Raw genomic sequence first — 16,354 nt, 5'->3', positions numbered from 1 at the left:
ATTAAGCAAATTTCAAAGAGAAATGTGTTTTTACCGGGTCGATAGATGAGTGACTACACATCGAATCTTCTGGAATCAAATAATTCAGCAAATCCGGGAATGGCCCAAAACCTGAGGCAACATTAATATGACCCACCTCACCAAGATTAACGGGATTTAATTTCCATGATTTCGCAAGTTGTAACGCATCAAAAAAGCCGAGCCATGGATCATTTTCACTAATGAGTAGCGTTGCAGGCACATCAATTTTTAATTGATGAAAATAATCTTTGTAGTCGGTCAAGCTATGGCGAGCAAACCCTGCTTCCCCAAAGCGTGCCGGATTCGCTGGAGCGACTAAAATTAGTTTCTTAACTTGGCTTCTTAATTCGGGATGCTCAGCTAAAGCAGCTACACTCGTTAAGCATCCAAAACTATGTGCAACAATTTGAACAGGAGCTTGAGCTGCTTGAACTGTTTTAACGAATTGCTCAACCCATTCGCTTAATACAGGTCTATCCCAGTTTTTTTGCTCAACACGAGAACTAGACACGAGTTGACGCTGCAACCAAGATTGCCAATGCTGATGTTCACTGCCACCTACACCCGGAACAATTACAGTGTGAATCATGTCTGTTCTCCTTACCTTTAGTGCAAAGAATTACTTCTCTGCACTATTGATTTTCACGATTTGATCGAAAACACCACCATTATCAAAGTGTTGTTTTTGTACTTTTGTCCAACCACCAAACTCTTTGTCGATTGTTACAAGCTTCAATGGCTTAAATACATTGCTGTATTTTTTAAGAACAGCTGCGTTACGAGGACGGTAGAAATTACGTGCTGCAATTTCTTGACCAGCAGGTGAGTACAAATAGTTGAGATAACCTTTAGCAATCGTTAAGTTGCCTTTTTTAGCTGCATTCTTCTCCACAATTGCAACTGGAGGCTCAGCTAAGATCGAAAGAGACGGAGTAATAATTTCAAATTTGCCCGGCTGTTCACGAATAGCTAAATGAGCTTCATTTTCCCAAGCCAGTAATACATCACCAATGCCACGCTCAGCGAAAGTAGTCGTCGCACCGCGAGCACCAGAATCTAAAACTTTAGTATGTTTATAAATTTGGCGAACGTATTCTTGTGCTTTTGCATCATTGCCGCCTGGTTGATGTTTTGCCCAAGCCCAAGCTGCGAGATAGTTCCAACGAGCACCACCAGAGGTTTTCGGGTTTGGTGTAATGATTTCTACACCTGGTTTGATTAAATCAGCCCAGTCTTTAATTTGCTTTGGGTTGCCTTTACGCACCAAAAATACAATGGTTGATGTATATGGCGTTGAGTTTTGTGGCAGTTTTTTCTGCCAGTTGGTTGGAAGTAATTTTGCTTTTTCAGCAATTTCATCAATATCTGCTGCAAGTGCTAATGTCACCACATCTGCATTTAAGCCATCGATAACCGCACGAGCCTGTTTACCAGAGCCACCGTGTGATTGCTTAAACTCAATATCTTGACCAGTACGTTGTTTCCAGTAAGTACCGAACTGTTTGTTGAAATCTGTATATAGCTCACGAGTAGGATCGTAAGAAACGTTTAAAAATTCTTGGGCTGCAAATGACGAAACAGAAAGAAGTGCAGCGATAACCCCGACTTTTAATTGAGAAAAACGCATGAGATAAGTCCTCAAAAAATATGAAATGTTCAAAACATGAACGCAGAATAGCGCTAGTCTTTATTCTAAAAAAATAATAAAAAACGAATTTAATATGAAAAAAATAGAAATAATAAAAAGAGATAAACTATTCTTAAATCTTGATATATAACAAGTTTCAAAAGCAGATACGAAATCGGTATAATTTTTTAAAATCAATCATTTATTATTTAAATGAAAGGTGTTGTATTGTTGTGCGGCTTTTAGCAAAGGATGGAACAAACATGTGGTGTTTTAAAAATGGGCAACCCGTTGAGACTATTCCTTTATTAGATCGAGCCTTTCATTATGGAGATGGATGCTTTACCACAATTCGTGTTTTTCAAAATCAGATTGAGCTTAAAGAAAGGCACTGGCAACGTCTGAAACTCGCATGTCAAAAACTGTCTTTAACTGTAAATTTTGAATTAATTGAACTGAGTTTGCAGCAGCTGCAAAAGCAGAACCTTGTACTCAACGGCACTTTAAAAATTGTGATTAGTCGTGGGGAAGGCGACCGCGGTTATAGTTTGCCAAAGCATGAAGCAGATATTTATATCTGGTTTTATCCAAAAGCTTTAGAGCCGTTTGTGCCTGACTCTATCCAGTGCGGTGTTTTAAATCAGGCCCTAGGTTTAACCATGCCGAGCTTGGTCGGGCTTAAATCTTTAAACCGCCTTGAACAAGTATTGCTAAAAAAAGAAGCAGATCAACTCGGGTGGGCTGAAGCATTAGTTACTGATGTACAAGGTTATATTGTTGAAGGGGTCAGTAGTAATTGTTTTATTCGTTTAAATGATAGATGGATTACTCCTGAACTTCGCTATAATGGCGTCCACGGTGTAATGCGGGCAGAAATTCTGGCACGTATGCAGCACCATGGTATTGCCTGTGAAGTACGTGTGATTGAATTAGATGAAGTATCTGAAATACAAAGTCTATTCTTTTGTAATGCTTTAAACCCTATGCGAGTGGTCACTCATTTAGGCGAAAAAATGCTAGATACACAGGCATGCATAGATTTATTTCATATCCTTAACTTAAATCAGATTCATTAATATGCCGAAGCCACCTGTGAATGCGAAAGCAAAAAACGCCAAGAAAAATAACAAAAAACTAGCTCCAAAATTTTCTAAGCGATTGGTTCTAATTGGCCTTTTTATTGTTTTAATTTTTACGTTTGCCATTTTATGGTCAAGTTTGTTTAAGGCTTATCCTATCGAAGGCAAAAAACAGATGTTATCTATTACATCCGGGGAAACCTATTCTGGTTTTATTGATCGTTTGGCAAAAGAAGACAAAGTTAGCTTTCCTATCGTATTGAAACTTTATCAAAAGTTTATGATTCATGACAGCATGAAAGCTGGTGTGTATGAAATTGAACAAGGGATGAGCGTAAGACAAGTGTTAGAGATGTTGTCTGATGCTGATAATGCTCAGATGAACCGTGTTTTGGTGATTGAAGGTACAACTTTTAAGCAGCTTATTACTGCACTCAAAAATGATAAAAATGTAAAAAATACAATATTGGATTTACCTAATGATCAGCTTATGAAAGCGCTTGGGATTCCTTACGATCATCCAGAAGGCTTGTTCGCGCCGAATACTTATTTCTTTGCCAAAGGCGAGACTGACAAGAAAATTCTTACCGATTTATATCATCGTCAAGTAAAAGCTCTAGATGCAGCTTGGGCAAACCGCGCTCCGAATTTACCGTATAAAGATAAATATGAAGCATTAATTATGGCTTCTATTGTTGAGAAAGAAACGAGTTTAGACAGTGAACTTACACAAGTTTCTGGAGTTTTTGTCCGCCGTTTAAAACTCGGTATGCGTTTACAAACGGATCCAACTGTTATTTACGGAATGGGTAATAACTATAAAGGCAACCTTACCCGAGAAGACCTCCGTACTCCAACACCATATAATACTTATACCATTAATGGTTTGCCTCCAACTCCAATTGCTTTGCCAAGCCAAAAAGCAATTGAAGCAGCATTACATCCAGATGATTCAAATAATATCTATTTCGTAGCGACTGGTAATGGTGGACATAAATTTACGGCAGACTTGCAAGCTCATAATCAAGCAGTGCAAGAATATTTATCCGTGTTGAGATCGAAGAAATAAGGAAAAGAGATGTTTATCAGCTTTGAAGGCACGGAAGGGGTAGGTAAAACTACACTCATTCGAAAAATTCATCAGCATTTTGAAGAGCAAGGCAAACAAGTTGTTTTAACTCGAGAGCCGGGGGGTACACCGTTAGCTGAACAAATTCGTTCGATGCTTTTGGCTGTGAATCATGATGAAAATATGAGTCATGATACTGAGTTATTACTCATTTATGCAGCACGTGCTCAACACTTACAACAGGTTATTTTGCCTGCTTTAGAAGCTAACAAAATTGTATTAAGTGATCGCTTTACCGATGCGAGTTTTGCTTATCAATGTTCTGGTCGCGGTTTAAGCCAAGATAAATTACAGCTTTTAAATCGGAACTTCGTTTCACGCATGCCAGAGGTGACTTTCTGGTTAGATGCGCCGATTGAACTTGGTATGAACCGTGCACGTGAACGCGGAGCTTTAGATCGTTTTGAACAAGAAAAGTTAAGCTTCTTTACTAAGGTTCGTGAAGGTTATGAAACCTTATGGAAAGCTGAACCGGAACGGATTAAGCGAATAGATGCAACACAAAGTCCTGATCAGGTGTTTAAGCAGGCTTTGCAATATTTAGGATAGGCAATGGGATGAGCCACTCTTATAAAAATATGGGAGTGGTGAAAAATGATGTTAATTCTGATTTAAATCGTCATAGAAAATATCTGTTATTTTCTTATGCTATCTTACATATGATTTATAGATTGAAGAATAACAAGGATGAAAAGCTCAAAAGAAGAAATCGTGGCATTTCTTGAAAAGGAATTTCCACCAAGTCTTGAACACTGCACGATTGAATCAGTCACCCCCAAAGCTGCAGTTGTTTATTATCATGTCGATCAAAGACATCAACGGCCTGGTGGCACCATATCTGGCCCAACCATGATGACTTTGGCAGACTTTGCTTTATATATTGCGATATTAGGTGAGATCGGTATTGTTGGTTTAGCCGTAACCACCAACTTTAATATTAATTTTTTAAGAAAACCTGCGGGTGATCAAGACTTACGTAGTGAATGTAAACTCATGAAAGTAGGAAAGAGTTTAGTGGTGGGTGAGGTTTGGATTTATTCGGTCGGTTTGGATGAACCTGTTGCGCATGTGACCGCGACTTATTCAATCCCACCTAGAGCATAAATATCAAACCAAATAAAAAAGCACAGCCAAAGCTGTGCTTTTTTATAGAAGAACAACTTAAATGTCAGTATTAACCAATGGCTGTTCTACTGCAAAATTTGGAGGAGTTAAAACGGTTTTACGAATTTCACTCGAAGTTTCCGGATAATCAAGCGTGTAATGCAGACCACGTGATTCTTTACGTTGCATAGCACAGCGAACAATCATTTCCGATACTAAAACAAGGTTACGCAGCTCAATCAGGTTTTTGCTAACGCGATAGTCTTGATAATATTCGGTGATTTCACGTTTTAACATTTCAATACGGTGTAAAGCACGTTCTAAACGTTTAGTAGTCCTTACAATACCAACGTAGTTCCACATGGTCGAACGTAACTCATCCCAGTTTTGTAAAATCACAACATCTTCATCAGGATTGGTTACTTGTGAGTCATCCCAAGTTGGTACTTCTGGTAATTTGAAGTTTTCATCAAATTTATTTTCGATATCTTTTGCCGCACTCATACCGTAAACGAAGCACTCAAGTAATGAGTTACTTGCCATACGGTTTGCACCATGTAAGCCTGTATAAGACGTTTCACCAATCGCATAGAGACCATCAATATCCGTCTGGCTATTTGAGTCAACCACAACACCACCACATGTATAGTGAGCTGCTGGTACCACTGGAATCATGTCTTTGGTAATGTCGATGCCTAACTCAAGCAATCTTGCATAAAGTGTAGGGAAGTGCTCTTTAATAAACTCAGGTGATTTATGGGTAATGTCTAACCACACGTGACGAATACCGAGACGCTTGATTTCATGGTCAATGGTACGTGCCACAATATCGCGAGGAGCCAGTTCTGCACGATCATCAAAACGTAGCATAAAACGTTCGCCATCCGGCAAACGTAAGTAAGCGCCTTCACCACGCATAGCTTCAGTAATTAAGAAAGAGCGGGCTTGCGGATGGTACAGGCAAGTTGGATGGAACTGATTAAATTCCATATTCGCTACACGACAACCTGCACGATAAGCCATTGCAATACCATCACCCGTAGCAATATCTGGATTAGATGTATACAGATAAGCCTTCATCGCACCACCGCAAGCCAGCGCAGTGAATGGCGCAAGGAAGGTATGAACCTTTTCAGTATTTTCATCTAATGCATATAAACCAATAGCACGATTCGCTTGGTCAGTATGGCCTAATTTATGCGAAGTGATTAAATCAATCGCAATATAATTTTCAAAAATAGTAATATTTTTACGTTCTTTAGCACGTTCAACCAAAGTGGTTGAAATGGCTTTACCTGTTGCATCAGCAGAATGGATAATGCGGCGCTGTGAGTGACCACCCTCACGAGTCAAATGAAGCTGTTCATCTTCATCGAGAGTAAATTGCACGCCTTGCTTTAAAAGAAAATCAACAGAAGGGCGGCCGCCTTCTACGGTATGTTGTACCGCGTCCATTTCACATAAATGAGCGCCTGCAATCATAGTGTCATTAATATGCTGTTGAATAGAGTCAGTCTCATCGAGAACAGCAGCAACGCCACCTTGAGCATAAAAGGTACTTGCTTCGGTTAGAGCAGCTTTGGCTAAAACTGCAATATTAAAATGATTTGGTAACGATAAAGCCAGACTTAAACCAGCGCCGCCGCTGCCCACAATAATCACGTCAAAGTGGTGAATTGTCTGTAAATTAGGCATGTCCATTCGCATCAATTTAAAACGTCCGCTAATGACACCCCTTTTTACCTAAAAAGGCAAGAGCTTAAGCGCTCTAACTCAGAGAAAAATTGCAATTGGCTTAAAAAGTTGCAATGCGTAAAATAATCCTTGTGATGACGTATTACAAATAAACATATTGTTACGCACAACCTCAAAGCGTTGTGATACAACAGTTTTATTCTTATTCTCGTAGACCAATTGTGGGTGAGCACCGAATGAAATCTCGCTATTTACAACAAGGAATGTATGCAGCGGTATTTACAGTTGCTGCTGTTCAAGCAAATGCTGCTGTTGATTTTTCAAATCTTGTTGAACAAGTTAGTCCAGCAGTCGTGAGTGTAAATGTCGTAAAAAAAATGACTCAGGATGAACTGTTGCAGCAGCAAGTTCCTGAAATTTTAAAACGTTTCTTTGGCAATCAGGTCATCATTCCACAGCAACAAGGTCCACAAGAAAAGACAGCATATGGTAGTGCATTCTTTATTAGTAAAGATGGTTACCTACTTACTAACCACCATGTGATTGAAAATGCCTCTCGTATCAGCATCACTCTAAATGACCGACGTGAAATTGATGCAACCGTGGTCGGTAGTGATGAGCGCACAGATGTTGCATTGTTAAAGGTCAATGGAACTAACTATCCAGCTTTACGAGTAGGAAATGTTGACCGTTTACGTGTCGGAGAGCCAGTTTTAGCAATTGGTTCGCCGTTTGGTTTTGACTACTCCGCTTCGGCAGGTATTGTCAGTGCAAAATCACGAAACATGAGCGGTGAAACTTCGGTGCCATTTATTCAAACAGATGTGGCTTTAAACCCGGGTAACTCAGGTGGTCCATTATTTAATCAAAATGGTGAAGTGGTCGGGGTAAACTCTCGAATATTTAGTGGTACTGGCGGCTATATGGGCTTGTCTTTCTCTATTCCGATTGATGTAGCAATGGATGTTGCCGATCAGCTTAAAACAAAAGGTAAAGTCACACGCTCTTATCTAGGGGTGATGATGCAAGATATTGACCGAAACCTTGCTGATGCGTACAAATTACCAAAACCTGAAGGTGCTTTAATTACTCAAATTTCTCCGAACTCACCTGCACAAAAAGCAGGGCTAAGAGCGGGCGACGTGATTTTAAAATTAAATGGTGCGCCTGTACTTCGTACAAGTGATTTACTGTACGCATTAAACAAAGTACAGCCAAATCAAACTGTTCAGTTTGAAGTATTACGTGATGATAAAACACGTAATATTTCAGCGACTTTAACGACTGCACCAGATGAAACACCTGCTACTGGTTTACAAGGTGCTGCATCTAAGGGACCAGTTTTAGGCATGAGTATTCGTGATCTAGCTGAACCGGAAAAAAATGCGTTGAGTGTAAAAGGTGGTATTTTTGTACAAGATGTTCGCCGTGGTGGTTTAGCGTCATTGTCCAATATCATTCCGGGTGATGTGATTACCCAAGTCAATAATAGCCAAATTTTAAATAGTCAGGATTTTGCAAAAGTTGTTTCTAACTTGCCGAAAAATACTGTAGCACGTGTTGCTATTATTCGTCAGGGACAGCGCGCAATGCTTGGTTTACGTATTCAATAATCCTCAATCCAATCAATAAACCACCCTGAAAATGGGTGGTTTTTGTTATTTATCTTGAGCGTTTAGCGATATCTACCTACACTTATTTCAGTTTTAAGGTTAATAAATAAGAGTGTTCATTTGTGAGTAGTATTTTTGATTTACATATTCAGGTGCAGCCACATCATATTGATGCGTTGGGACATGTAAATAACGTAATGTATGTTCAGTGGATGCAGGATGTAGCGGCTGCCCATGTTGAAACTTTGGGAGTAGGGGTAACTAAATATCTTGAGTTAAAACACGCCATGGTCGCGGTTGAGCATCATGTGCAATATCGTAAAGCTGCTTTTGAAGGCGAACAAATTGTGTTACGTACATGGTTAGATGACATTAATGCACTTTATTCATTCCGCCAGTATGTGTTTTTTCGCCCATCAGATCAGGCCGTATTATTTGTTGGAAATACCAAATGGGCATGTATTGAAATTGCTACAGGACGTCCAAAACGAATGTCGCCAACTTTTACTCATGCATATACGCCGCTTGATTCAAGCATAAATCCTTATGATTTTACCGTTTCATATGCCCAATAGTTGGACGTAATACGCTTACTTTGACTGTCCTTTTTTAAAACATAAGTACAAAGCTCATGATTATTTTGGATACTTTAAAATATGCATCTGTTATAATCTCACGCAATTTATTTAACCGCTTTGGCTGTGTATTAAAACAAGCTACATAGCACTCTATATTTTCTCAAGGTAACCCATGGCGCAAGCTAAAAAATCCGTCGATATCAAAAATATACGAAATTTCTCGATTATTGCCCACATTGACCATGGTAAGTCTACATTGGCTGACCGTTTTATTCAGATGTGTGGCGGTCTACAAGATCGTGAAATGCAAGCTCAGGTCTTAGACTCAATGGAGCTTGAGCGTGAACGTGGGATTACCATTAAAGCCGCTTCTGTCACGCTGTATTACACCCATCCAAATGGTCAGGAATACCAACTTAACTTTATTGATACGCCAGGGCACGTTGACTTCTCCTATGAAGTTTCTCGTTCATTAGCTGCGTGTGAAGGTGCACTATTGGTTGTAGATGCTGCACAAGGTGTTGAAGCTCAATCAGTTGCAAACTGTTATACAGCAATTGAACAAGGCCTAGAAGTTCTTCCTATTCTAAATAAAATTGATTTACCACAGGCTGAACCTGAACGTGTCATTCATGAAATTGAAGAAATTATCGGGATTGAAGCGACAGATGCACCAACCTGTTCAGCAAAAACTGGTTTAGGTGTTGAAGGTGTACTCGAGCGTTTAGTCGATGTTATTCCGGCACCAGAAGGTGATCGTGAAGCACCATTACAAGCATTAATTATCGACTCATGGTTTGATAACTACTTAGGCGTAGTTTCTCTTGTTCGTATTAAACAAGGTCGTATCCGCAAGGGCGACAAAATGTTGGTTAAGTCGACAGGGCAAACTCATCCGGTCACTTCTGTGGGTGTATTTAATCCTAAGCATACCGAAACAGATATTCTCGAAGCTGGTGAAGTAGGTTTTGTTATTGCGGGTATTAAAGATATTTTTGGTGCGCCAGTAGGTGACACAATTACTCTTGCTTCTACACCAGACGTTGCAACTTTACCGGGTTTCAAAAAAGTTAAACCGCAAGTATATGCTGGTCTTTTCCCGATTGATGCCAGTGACTTTGAACCATTCCGTGAAGCATTACAAAAATTACAGATCAATGACTCGGCTTTATTCTTTGAACCAGAAAGTTCAGATGCTTTAGGCTTTGGTTTCCGTTGTGGCTTCTTAGGTATGCTGCACATGGAAATTGTACAAGAGCGTTTAGAGCGTGAGTACGATCTTGACCTCATCAGTTCTGCACCTACCGTAATTTATGAAGCATTAACCAAGAAAGGCGAAACGATTTACATCGATAGTCCATCAAAAATGCCGGATGGATCGACCGTAGAAGATTTGCGTGAACCAATTGCTGAATGTCATATTCTTGTTCCTCAAGAATATTTAGGGAACGTAATGACGCTCTGTATCGAACGTCGTGGTGTACAAAAAGATATGAAATTCTTGGGTAACCAAGTTTCTATTACTTTTGAAATTCCGATGGCTGAAGTCGTTATGGATTTTTTTGACAGATTAAAGTCGTGCTCTCGTGGCTTTGCATCTTTAGACTATAACTTTGTACGTTTTGAAAGTTCAGCTTTAGTTAAGGTTGATGTGTTAATTAATAGCGAAAAGGTTGATGCCTTGGCTATGATTTGTCACCGTAATGATGCACGCCATCGTGGTATTGCATTGGTTGAGAAAATGAAAGACTTAATTCCTCGCCAAATGTTCGATGTTGCTATTCAGGCAGCAATCGGTGCGCAAATTATTGCCCGTTCTACTGTAAAAGCGATGCGTAAAAACGTATTGGCAAAATGTTATGGTGGTGACGTTTCACGTAAGAAAAAACTACTTTCTAAACAGAAAGAAGGTAAGAAACGTATGAAACAAGTGGGAAGTGTTGAAATTCCACAAGAAGCGTTCTTGGCTGTATTGAAAGTAGAAAGATAAGAAATGAGGGTGGGGAAAGTGAATAATTTCCTTTCCCCACTGTAATACAAGCAGCGAGGCTGCGAGTGAGGTCATGTGGATTTTGATTTTAATTTAATTCTTGTTCCAGTTACGCTGATTCTATTTGCAGTGTGGTTGTTAGATAAACTTGTATTAAAACAGCGTGCAAATAAAGGACGCGGGAACGAAAATTTTGTCATTACATGGGCCTATGACTTTTGGCCAGTTTTAGCTGTAGTACTTGTACTTCGTTCATTTCTTTATGAACCATTTAATATTCCGTCGGATTCTATGGTGCCAACTCTAGAAACTGGTGATTTTATTTTGGTGAATAAATTTGATTATGGTGTACGTTTACCTATTGTTAATAAGAAAATTATTGATGTAGGTGAGCCGAAGCGTGGTGATGTAATTGTATTCCGTTATCCACCTCAACCGACTATTAGCTATATTAAACGTGTAATCGGTTTACCTGGTGATCATATTGTTTATGACCATGGGCAATTAATTATTAACGGGCAAAAAGTACCGAAAGTATTAACACAGTTCAGTCGTGAAAAAGATGTGATGGATACGCCAACGTCTATTTATCATAAAGAGACGATTGGTGCGCATACCTTTACGATGCGTGAGCTTGAAGGCGTAAATGTGGCGCGCCAAGCACCGTTTATCAACTATGTTGAAAATGGTAAATATGCGAACCAAGACGGTTTATATTGGGAAGTGACTGTACCAAAAGGACATTACTTTGCAATGGGGGATAACCGAGATCAAAGTGCAGACAGTCGTTTCTGGGGGTTCGTTCCTGAAGAAAACTTAACAGGACGAGCATTCTACGTGTGGATGCATAAAGAACCGGGTTTACACCTTCCTAACTTTAGCCGAAATGGAAAAATAGATTAAAAACAACCATTAGGAAAAAAAGAAATGCGTAAGGCACAACAGGGTACTTCGTATTTAGCAATTTTATTTGGGGTGGTTATATTTGCAGTTGCAGTAAAAGCTGTACTTGCAGTTTGGCCAGCATATTGGGATGATCGGCTGATTAATAATCAGATAGAAGAGCTTTTACAAGAAAGCTCTTCTGAGATCACACCACAAAAGTTTATAGCACAAATGGATCAGCGACTCGAAATGAACAATATTCGTGATCTCCACTTTAAAGAGATCGCTCAAGTGTTTAATCAGTCAGGTCTAATGGTCAAAAAGAAATATGAAGTAAGAAAACCTTTCTTATTCAATATTGATTTAGTTTTAACATTTGAGAAGAGTTTTGATAAAACATCAGTTCAAACTAAGTGATCCTCGCTTACTGAGTCGAATCGGATATCAATTTAAGCAGCTTGAATTGTTACAGTTAGCTTTGACTCATCGTTCGGTGAGTCACAAATACAATTACGAGCGCTTAGAGTTTCTCGGTGATTCATTATTAGGCATGATAATCGCCAATTATCTATATCATGCTTATCCAAATGAAAATGAAGGTCGTCTCACGCGTATGCGTGCGACCTTAGTTCGCCAAGAAGCCTTAGGTAAGATTGCAACCGATTTGCAACTTAGTCGGTGTTTAATATTAAGTACAGGCGAGTTGAAATCTGGTGGTCATCATCGTGAGTCAATATTAGCAGATACGGTAGAAGCGATTATTGGTGCAATCTATCTTGATAGTGGTGATCTCAACTTACTTAAAGATATTGTGCTAAAATGGTACATACCCTATTTAGACCATATAGAACCTACGGATCAACTCAAAGATCCGAAATCACGTTTACAAGAGTATCTACAAGCACGTAAAAAACCTCTCCCTGTTTACGAGGTTGTAGATATTCAGGGTGATGCACCTCATCAGCACTTTAAAGTGGAATGCGTGGTAGATGGTTTACCGAAGATTTATGGTGAGGGTTCAAGTCGTCGTTTTGCCGAGCAGGCAGCAGCGGCGGAAATTTTAAAGTTATTGGAGCAATAACCTGCATGTCGATGCATTCTGATCAAATCAATCCAGATTCAAATGAAAACCAAGATCCTAATAATCTGATTGATCAATTTTTTAGTTCCAAAGGCGTAACAATCCCTTCGGATTTTAAGAGCGGATTTGTGGCGATTGTGGGACGTCCAAATGTGGGTAAATCTACCCTCATGAACCATTTATTGGGTCAAAAGCTCTCTATTACTTCGCGTAAACCTCAAACAACACGTCATAAAATTATTGGTATTGATTCGCGCGAAAAGATGCAGGCGGTATATGTAGATACCCCAGGTATGCATAAAAAAGAAGTGCGTGCTATTAATAAAATGATGAACCGTGCTGCTCATTCTGCATTACGTGACGTTAACTTAGTTTTATTCGTTATCGATGCTTATAAGTGGACTCAAAACGACGATTTAGTGCTTGAAAAACTCAAGAACGCTGAAATGCCGGTTATTTTGGTTATTAATAAGGCGGACACTTTTGAAGATAAAAGAGAGATTCTTCCTCTCATTCAAGAACGTGCCAAACTTATGAATTTTGCTGAGATTGTTCCTGTTTCTGCTTTGCGTGGTGCAAACTTAGAACACTTGAGTGAAACGATTGAGAAATACCTTCCTTATCAACCACCATTGTATTCATTTGATCAGATTACTGACCGCTCTGAACGCTTCTTGGCAAGTGAAATTATTCGCGAAAAAATCATGCGTCAGTTGGGTGAAGAGCTTCCTTATGATTTAACAGTACAAATTGAATCTTTCAAAACAGAAGAAGCAACTGTTAATGAAAAAACTGGTCGTTTAAAACCCGCTTGTACCTATATCGATGCAACGATTTTTGTAGACCGTGCTGGTCAAAAAGCCATTGTGATTGGTGAAAAAGGTGCCAAGCTTAAAACGATTGGTATGGATGCTCGTAAAGACATGGAAAAAATGTTTGAGCAAAAAATTATGCTCACACTTTGGGTGAAAGTGAAGGGTGGCTGGTCTGATGATGAGCGTGCTCTCAAAAGCTTAGGATACAGTGATATCTAAAGGATAAGGATGCTGGTATGAAAACAATTACATCATTAATCGCTATAGTTGGATGTACATTGATGTTACAAGGTTGTGTATATAAGCTTGTAACCGTACCAGTAGGTATCGCCTATAAAACTACTAAAGGTGTAGTTAAAGGTACAGCAGCTGTTGTAGGTGCTGTTATTCCTGACGGTGATGATGAGGATGATAAAAAAGAAAAAGAATCTGAGGAATAGATTCTTTTTATGATGCGCAATGAAGTCCTCCATGGATATATGATTCATCACCGTAAGTACCGTGAAAAAAGTCATATTGTGCATCTTTTTACTCAGGAATATGGGCGAGTCGATGGTATTTTAAGACAGACTCCGCCCCCTCAATATCAACCTATTCGACTGCAAGCCACAGGTAAAAGTGAACTCAAAAATTTTACTAAGCTGGAAATATTAAATCAGCCTGTTTTCTTTTTTGGTGATGCTTTTTTTGCTGGTTTTTATCTAAATGAAATTGTTCTTAGACTTTGCCCATTAGAAGAGGCAATGCCACAAACTTTTGAACAATATCAGTTAACTTTGCTTCAATTACAGCAATTATCTTCCCACGAAAATCCTGATCTTTTTCTGAGACAGATTTTGCGCCAGTTCGAACATGTTTTACTTCCTGAGCTGGGTTACGCGATTGATTTCTCAATTGATACTCAACAACAGCCAATACAGGCTCACCAGTTTTATCAATTTCAGGTGACCGAAGGTTTTGCGCCTGTTGTTCAGGCAAGTCGTTCTTCATTGTCAGGTAAAGCAATTTTATCTATGCTGGATTATGAGCAAGGCCAGGATTTTTCTCACGAACAATTGCAATTATTAGGTAAACTATACCGTCAAATGATTACATCGCTTTTAGGAGATCGTCCCCTAAAAAGTCGACAATTGTGGATTCAAAATACTCAAACTCAATCGTAATTAGGATTTATTTATGGCTGCATTGCTTGGTGTAAACATAGACCATGTTGCTACTTTGAGACAGGCGCGCGGTACTACTTATCCAGACCCTGTAGAAGCTGCTCTTATTTGTGAAGAAGCGGGTGCAGAGGGGATTACTTTGCATTTGCGTGAAGACCGTCGCCATATTCAAGATGACGATGTACGTCGCATGCGTCCATTATTAAAAACACGTATGAATCTAGAGTTGGCTGTTACTGATGAAATGGTCGAGTTTGCGAAAGAAATTCAGCCGCAGCACGTGTGTTTTGTGCCAGAAAGACGCCAAGAAGTAACAACTGAAGGCGGTTTGGATGTAGTGGGTAACTTTGAAAAAGTTAAAGCTGCAACTCAAACTTTAGCGGCCATTGGTTGCGACGTATCATTATTTATTGATGCTGATTTAGCCCAAATTGATGCAGCAGTTGCGTGTGGCGCACCTACGATTGAGTTGCATACAGGTGCATATGCAGATGCGGAAACAGAGCAAGATCAACAAGCCGAGTTAGAGCGTATTATCAAAGGTGTTGAATATGCAGCTTCAAAAGGTTTGGTTGTAAATGCAGGTCATGGCCTTAACCTTAAAAATATTGCGCCAATTGCAGCTATTCCACAAATTCATGAATTAAACATTGGTCATTCAATTATTGCTGAAAGTGTTTTTGTAGGTCTGGTTCAAGCTGTTAAAGATATGAAAACAGCGATTCAGGCAGCAGGATAGTTGGTTATGTCGAGTATCAATTACGATGAATTAATGCAACCTGTGGTGGCCTTTTTAGGATGTCAAACACCAAATGCATGGTTGGATGAGGCAATCAATAATTTAGATATCTTGATGCAAGATCATGCTAATTGTGAAAAGAAAGCTGCTAGTACAGCAATGAACTTAATGTTCCGCTATAGCTTCTTTCCTGACTTACAAGTAAAACTTGCTCAACTTGTACGAGAAGAAATGCTTCACTATGAACAAGTACTTGAGCTTATGGCTAAGCGCGGTCAAGAGTGGACTGGTTTAAGTGCTGGGCGTTATGCAGGTGGGTTGCGTAAAGAGATTCGTACGTATGAGCCTGAAGCTTTAATTGATGTGCTGGTGATTGGGGCATTCGTAGAGGCTCGTTCATGTGAGCGTTTTTATGCACTTGCTCCGCGTGTAGATGATGAGTTAGGACGTTATTATCGATACTTGCTTAAGTCAGAGTCTCGTCATTTTGAAGACTATCTCGCACTTGCGCTTGATGTGGCAAAAACTGCAAAAATGAAAGATCCTAAAGAGGATATTCAGCAGCGAATTGATCATATCCGTGAAGTTGAAAAGAATCTGATTTTAACCCCAGATAATACTTTCCGTTTTCATAGTGGTATTCCTGCTTAGTCTTGGACGTCTCTAATAAAAAAGTTTACCTTTCACGGTAAACTTTTTTATTAGGTGAGCATTATCCCTTTGGTAGTAAGCATGTTCTACTTTTAGTTTTTTAATGCATATAATTATTTAATAAATATATTTTTTATAGATTTTAATTTCTCTTAAAATTTTTTAAAAAACTTTTATTTTTTTA

The 16,354-nt window shown here is 39.2% G+C and carries 18 protein-coding genes; 15 read left to right on the top strand and 3 right to left on the bottom strand.

Annotation, left to right across the window (positions count from 1 at the left end):
- Window position 1: 1 nt before the first annotated feature.
- A complete protein-coding gene (locus AW165_RS02185; protein WP_005073133.1) occupies window positions 2-610 on the bottom strand; it encodes an RBBP9/YdeN family alpha/beta hydrolase in 609 nt (202 codons plus the stop codon).
- A gap of 30 nt (window positions 611-640) precedes the next feature.
- Window positions 641-1,648, bottom strand: coding sequence for a sulfate ABC transporter substrate-binding protein (locus tag AW165_RS02180; RefSeq protein ID WP_001212602.1), 1,008 nt, complete (start codon window positions 1,646-1,648; stop codon window positions 641-643).
- Window positions 1,649-1,911: 263 nt separating this feature from the next.
- On the opposite strand from AW165_RS02180, the gene pabC reads away from it, so the two are divergent.
- The 4 genes from pabC to AW165_RS02160 all read left to right on the top strand — a co-directional run bounded on the left by pabC (window position 1,912) and on the right by AW165_RS02160 (window position 4,960).
- Complete coding sequence (pabC, locus tag AW165_RS02175; RefSeq protein ID WP_060464847.1) at window positions 1,912-2,724, top strand: aminodeoxychorismate lyase; 813 nt, start codon at window positions 1,912-1,914, stop codon at window positions 2,722-2,724.
- Window position 2,725: 1 nt separating this feature from the next.
- Window positions 2,726-3,796, top strand: a complete 1,071-nt coding sequence (gene mltG / locus AW165_RS02170; protein WP_060464846.1) for an endolytic transglycosylase MltG — start codon at window positions 2,726-2,728, stop codon at window positions 3,794-3,796.
- 9 nt (window positions 3,797-3,805) lie between these two features.
- Window positions 3,806-4,405, top strand: a complete 600-nt coding sequence (gene tmk / locus AW165_RS02165) for a dTMP kinase (RefSeq protein ID WP_060464845.1) — start codon at window positions 3,806-3,808, stop codon at window positions 4,403-4,405.
- 138 nt (window positions 4,406-4,543) lie between these two features.
- Window positions 4,544-4,960 carry a PaaI family thioesterase gene (locus AW165_RS02160; protein ID WP_000842533.1) on the top strand — a complete coding sequence of 139 codons (417 nt, stop codon included), beginning with the start codon at window positions 4,544-4,546 and terminating at the stop codon, window positions 4,958-4,960.
- A 57-nt stretch (window positions 4,961-5,017) separates the two neighbouring features.
- Here AW165_RS02160 and nadB read toward each other — a convergent pair whose 3' ends face one another.
- Window positions 5,018-6,661 carry an L-aspartate oxidase gene (nadB, locus tag AW165_RS02155; protein WP_060464844.1) on the bottom strand — a complete coding sequence of 548 codons (1,644 nt, stop codon included), beginning with the start codon at window positions 6,659-6,661 and terminating at the stop codon, window positions 5,018-5,020.
- Window positions 6,662-6,891: 230 nt separating this feature from the next.
- Between nadB and AW165_RS02150 the strand changes: the two genes are divergently transcribed.
- The 11 genes from AW165_RS02150 to AW165_RS02100 all read left to right on the top strand — a co-directional run bounded on the left by AW165_RS02150 (window position 6,892) and on the right by AW165_RS02100 (window position 16,170).
- Window positions 6,892-8,268: a Do family serine endopeptidase gene (locus AW165_RS02150; protein ID WP_060464843.1), complete on the top strand. Its 1,377-nt coding sequence runs from the start codon at window positions 6,892-6,894 to the stop codon at window positions 8,266-8,268.
- Between the two features lie 122 nt (window positions 8,269-8,390).
- Complete coding sequence (locus AW165_RS02145) at window positions 8,391-8,843, top strand: acyl-CoA thioesterase (protein ID WP_060464842.1); 453 nt, start codon at window positions 8,391-8,393, stop codon at window positions 8,841-8,843.
- A 175-nt stretch (window positions 8,844-9,018) separates the two neighbouring features.
- A complete protein-coding gene (gene lepA / locus AW165_RS02140) occupies window positions 9,019-10,836 on the top strand; it encodes a translation elongation factor 4 (protein WP_002118606.1) in 1,818 nt (605 codons plus the stop codon).
- A gap of 75 nt (window positions 10,837-10,911) precedes the next feature.
- Window positions 10,912-11,739: a signal peptidase I gene (gene lepB, locus AW165_RS02135; RefSeq protein WP_014207370.1), complete on the top strand. Its 828-nt coding sequence runs from the start codon at window positions 10,912-10,914 to the stop codon at window positions 11,737-11,739.
- Window positions 11,740-11,763: 24 nt separating this feature from the next.
- Window positions 11,764-12,138 (top strand): DUF4845 domain-containing protein, encoded by a 375-nt coding sequence (locus AW165_RS02130; protein WP_060464841.1) that lies wholly within the window; start codon window positions 11,764-11,766, stop codon window positions 12,136-12,138.
- Window positions 12,110-12,802 carry a ribonuclease III gene (gene rnc / locus AW165_RS02125; protein ID WP_005067830.1) on the top strand — a complete coding sequence of 231 codons (693 nt, stop codon included), beginning with the start codon at window positions 12,110-12,112 and terminating at the stop codon, window positions 12,800-12,802. Before AW165_RS02130 ends, rnc begins: the two co-directional genes overlap by 29 nt.
- Before the next feature lie 11 nt (window positions 12,803-12,813).
- Window positions 12,814-13,836, top strand: coding sequence for a GTPase Era (gene era, locus AW165_RS02120; RefSeq protein WP_079381034.1), 1,023 nt, complete (start codon window positions 12,814-12,816; stop codon window positions 13,834-13,836).
- 17 nt (window positions 13,837-13,853) lie between these two features.
- Window positions 13,854-14,057 carry an NF038104 family lipoprotein gene (locus AW165_RS02115; RefSeq protein ID WP_005067833.1) on the top strand — a complete coding sequence of 68 codons (204 nt, stop codon included), beginning with the start codon at window positions 13,854-13,856 and terminating at the stop codon, window positions 14,055-14,057.
- Between the two features lie 9 nt (window positions 14,058-14,066).
- Window positions 14,067-14,780 carry a DNA repair protein RecO gene (recO, locus tag AW165_RS02110; protein ID WP_016140294.1) on the top strand — a complete coding sequence of 238 codons (714 nt, stop codon included), beginning with the start codon at window positions 14,067-14,069 and terminating at the stop codon, window positions 14,778-14,780.
- A gap of 13 nt (window positions 14,781-14,793) precedes the next feature.
- A complete protein-coding gene (gene pdxJ, locus AW165_RS02105) occupies window positions 14,794-15,519 on the top strand; it encodes a pyridoxine 5'-phosphate synthase (RefSeq protein ID WP_002118629.1) in 726 nt (241 codons plus the stop codon).
- A gap of 6 nt (window positions 15,520-15,525) precedes the next feature.
- On the top strand, window positions 15,526-16,170 hold the full coding sequence (locus tag AW165_RS02100; RefSeq protein ID WP_032055220.1) for a tRNA-(ms[2]io[6]A)-hydroxylase: 645 nt from the start codon (window positions 15,526-15,528) through the stop codon (window positions 16,168-16,170).
- The last annotated feature ends 184 nt before the right edge of the window (window positions 16,171-16,354 follow it).

Source organism: Acinetobacter sp. LMB-5, assembly GCF_001541635.1.
In the GTDB taxonomy this organism is placed as follows: Bacteria; Pseudomonadota; Gammaproteobacteria; order Pseudomonadales; family Moraxellaceae; genus Acinetobacter; species Acinetobacter pittii.
Note: the sequence above shows the minus strand (reverse complement) of the source record. Positions and strands in the feature narration are given on the sequence as shown.

What these genes read in the sequence shown, in the direction of transcription:
- AW165_RS02185 (WP_005073133.1), bottom strand. Translation starts at nt 610, where the DNA reads ATGATTCACACTGTAATTGTTCCGGGTGTAGGTGGCAGTGAACATCAG.
- AW165_RS02180 (WP_001212602.1), bottom strand. Translation starts at nt 1,648, where the DNA reads ATGCGTTTTTCTCAATTAAAAGTCGGGGTTATCGCTGCACTTCTTTCT.
- pabC (WP_060464847.1), top strand. Translation starts at nt 1,912, where the DNA reads ATGTGGTGTTTTAAAAATGGGCAACCCGTTGAGACTATTCCTTTATTA.
- mltG (WP_060464846.1), top strand. Translation starts at nt 2,726, where the DNA reads ATGCCGAAGCCACCTGTGAATGCGAAAGCAAAAAACGCCAAGAAAAAT.
- tmk (WP_060464845.1), top strand. Translation starts at nt 3,806, where the DNA reads ATGTTTATCAGCTTTGAAGGCACGGAAGGGGTAGGTAAAACTACACTC.
- AW165_RS02160 (WP_000842533.1), top strand. Translation starts at nt 4,544, where the DNA reads ATGAAAAGCTCAAAAGAAGAAATCGTGGCATTTCTTGAAAAGGAATTT.
- nadB (WP_060464844.1), bottom strand. Translation starts at nt 6,661, where the DNA reads ATGGACATGCCTAATTTACAGACAATTCACCACTTTGACGTGATTATT.
- AW165_RS02150 (WP_060464843.1), top strand. Translation starts at nt 6,892, where the DNA reads ATGAAATCTCGCTATTTACAACAAGGAATGTATGCAGCGGTATTTACA.
- lepA (WP_002118606.1), top strand. Translation starts at nt 9,019, where the DNA reads ATGGCGCAAGCTAAAAAATCCGTCGATATCAAAAATATACGAAATTTC.
- AW165_RS02130 (WP_060464841.1), top strand. Translation starts at nt 11,764, where the DNA reads ATGCGTAAGGCACAACAGGGTACTTCGTATTTAGCAATTTTATTTGGG.
- era (WP_079381034.1), top strand. Translation starts at nt 12,814, where the DNA reads ATGCATTCTGATCAAATCAATCCAGATTCAAATGAAAACCAAGATCCT.
- AW165_RS02115 (WP_005067833.1), top strand. Translation starts at nt 13,854, where the DNA reads ATGAAAACAATTACATCATTAATCGCTATAGTTGGATGTACATTGATG.
- recO (WP_016140294.1), top strand. Translation starts at nt 14,067, where the DNA reads ATGATGCGCAATGAAGTCCTCCATGGATATATGATTCATCACCGTAAG.
- pdxJ (WP_002118629.1), top strand. Translation starts at nt 14,794, where the DNA reads ATGGCTGCATTGCTTGGTGTAAACATAGACCATGTTGCTACTTTGAGA.
- AW165_RS02100 (WP_032055220.1), top strand. Translation starts at nt 15,526, where the DNA reads ATGTCGAGTATCAATTACGATGAATTAATGCAACCTGTGGTGGCCTTT.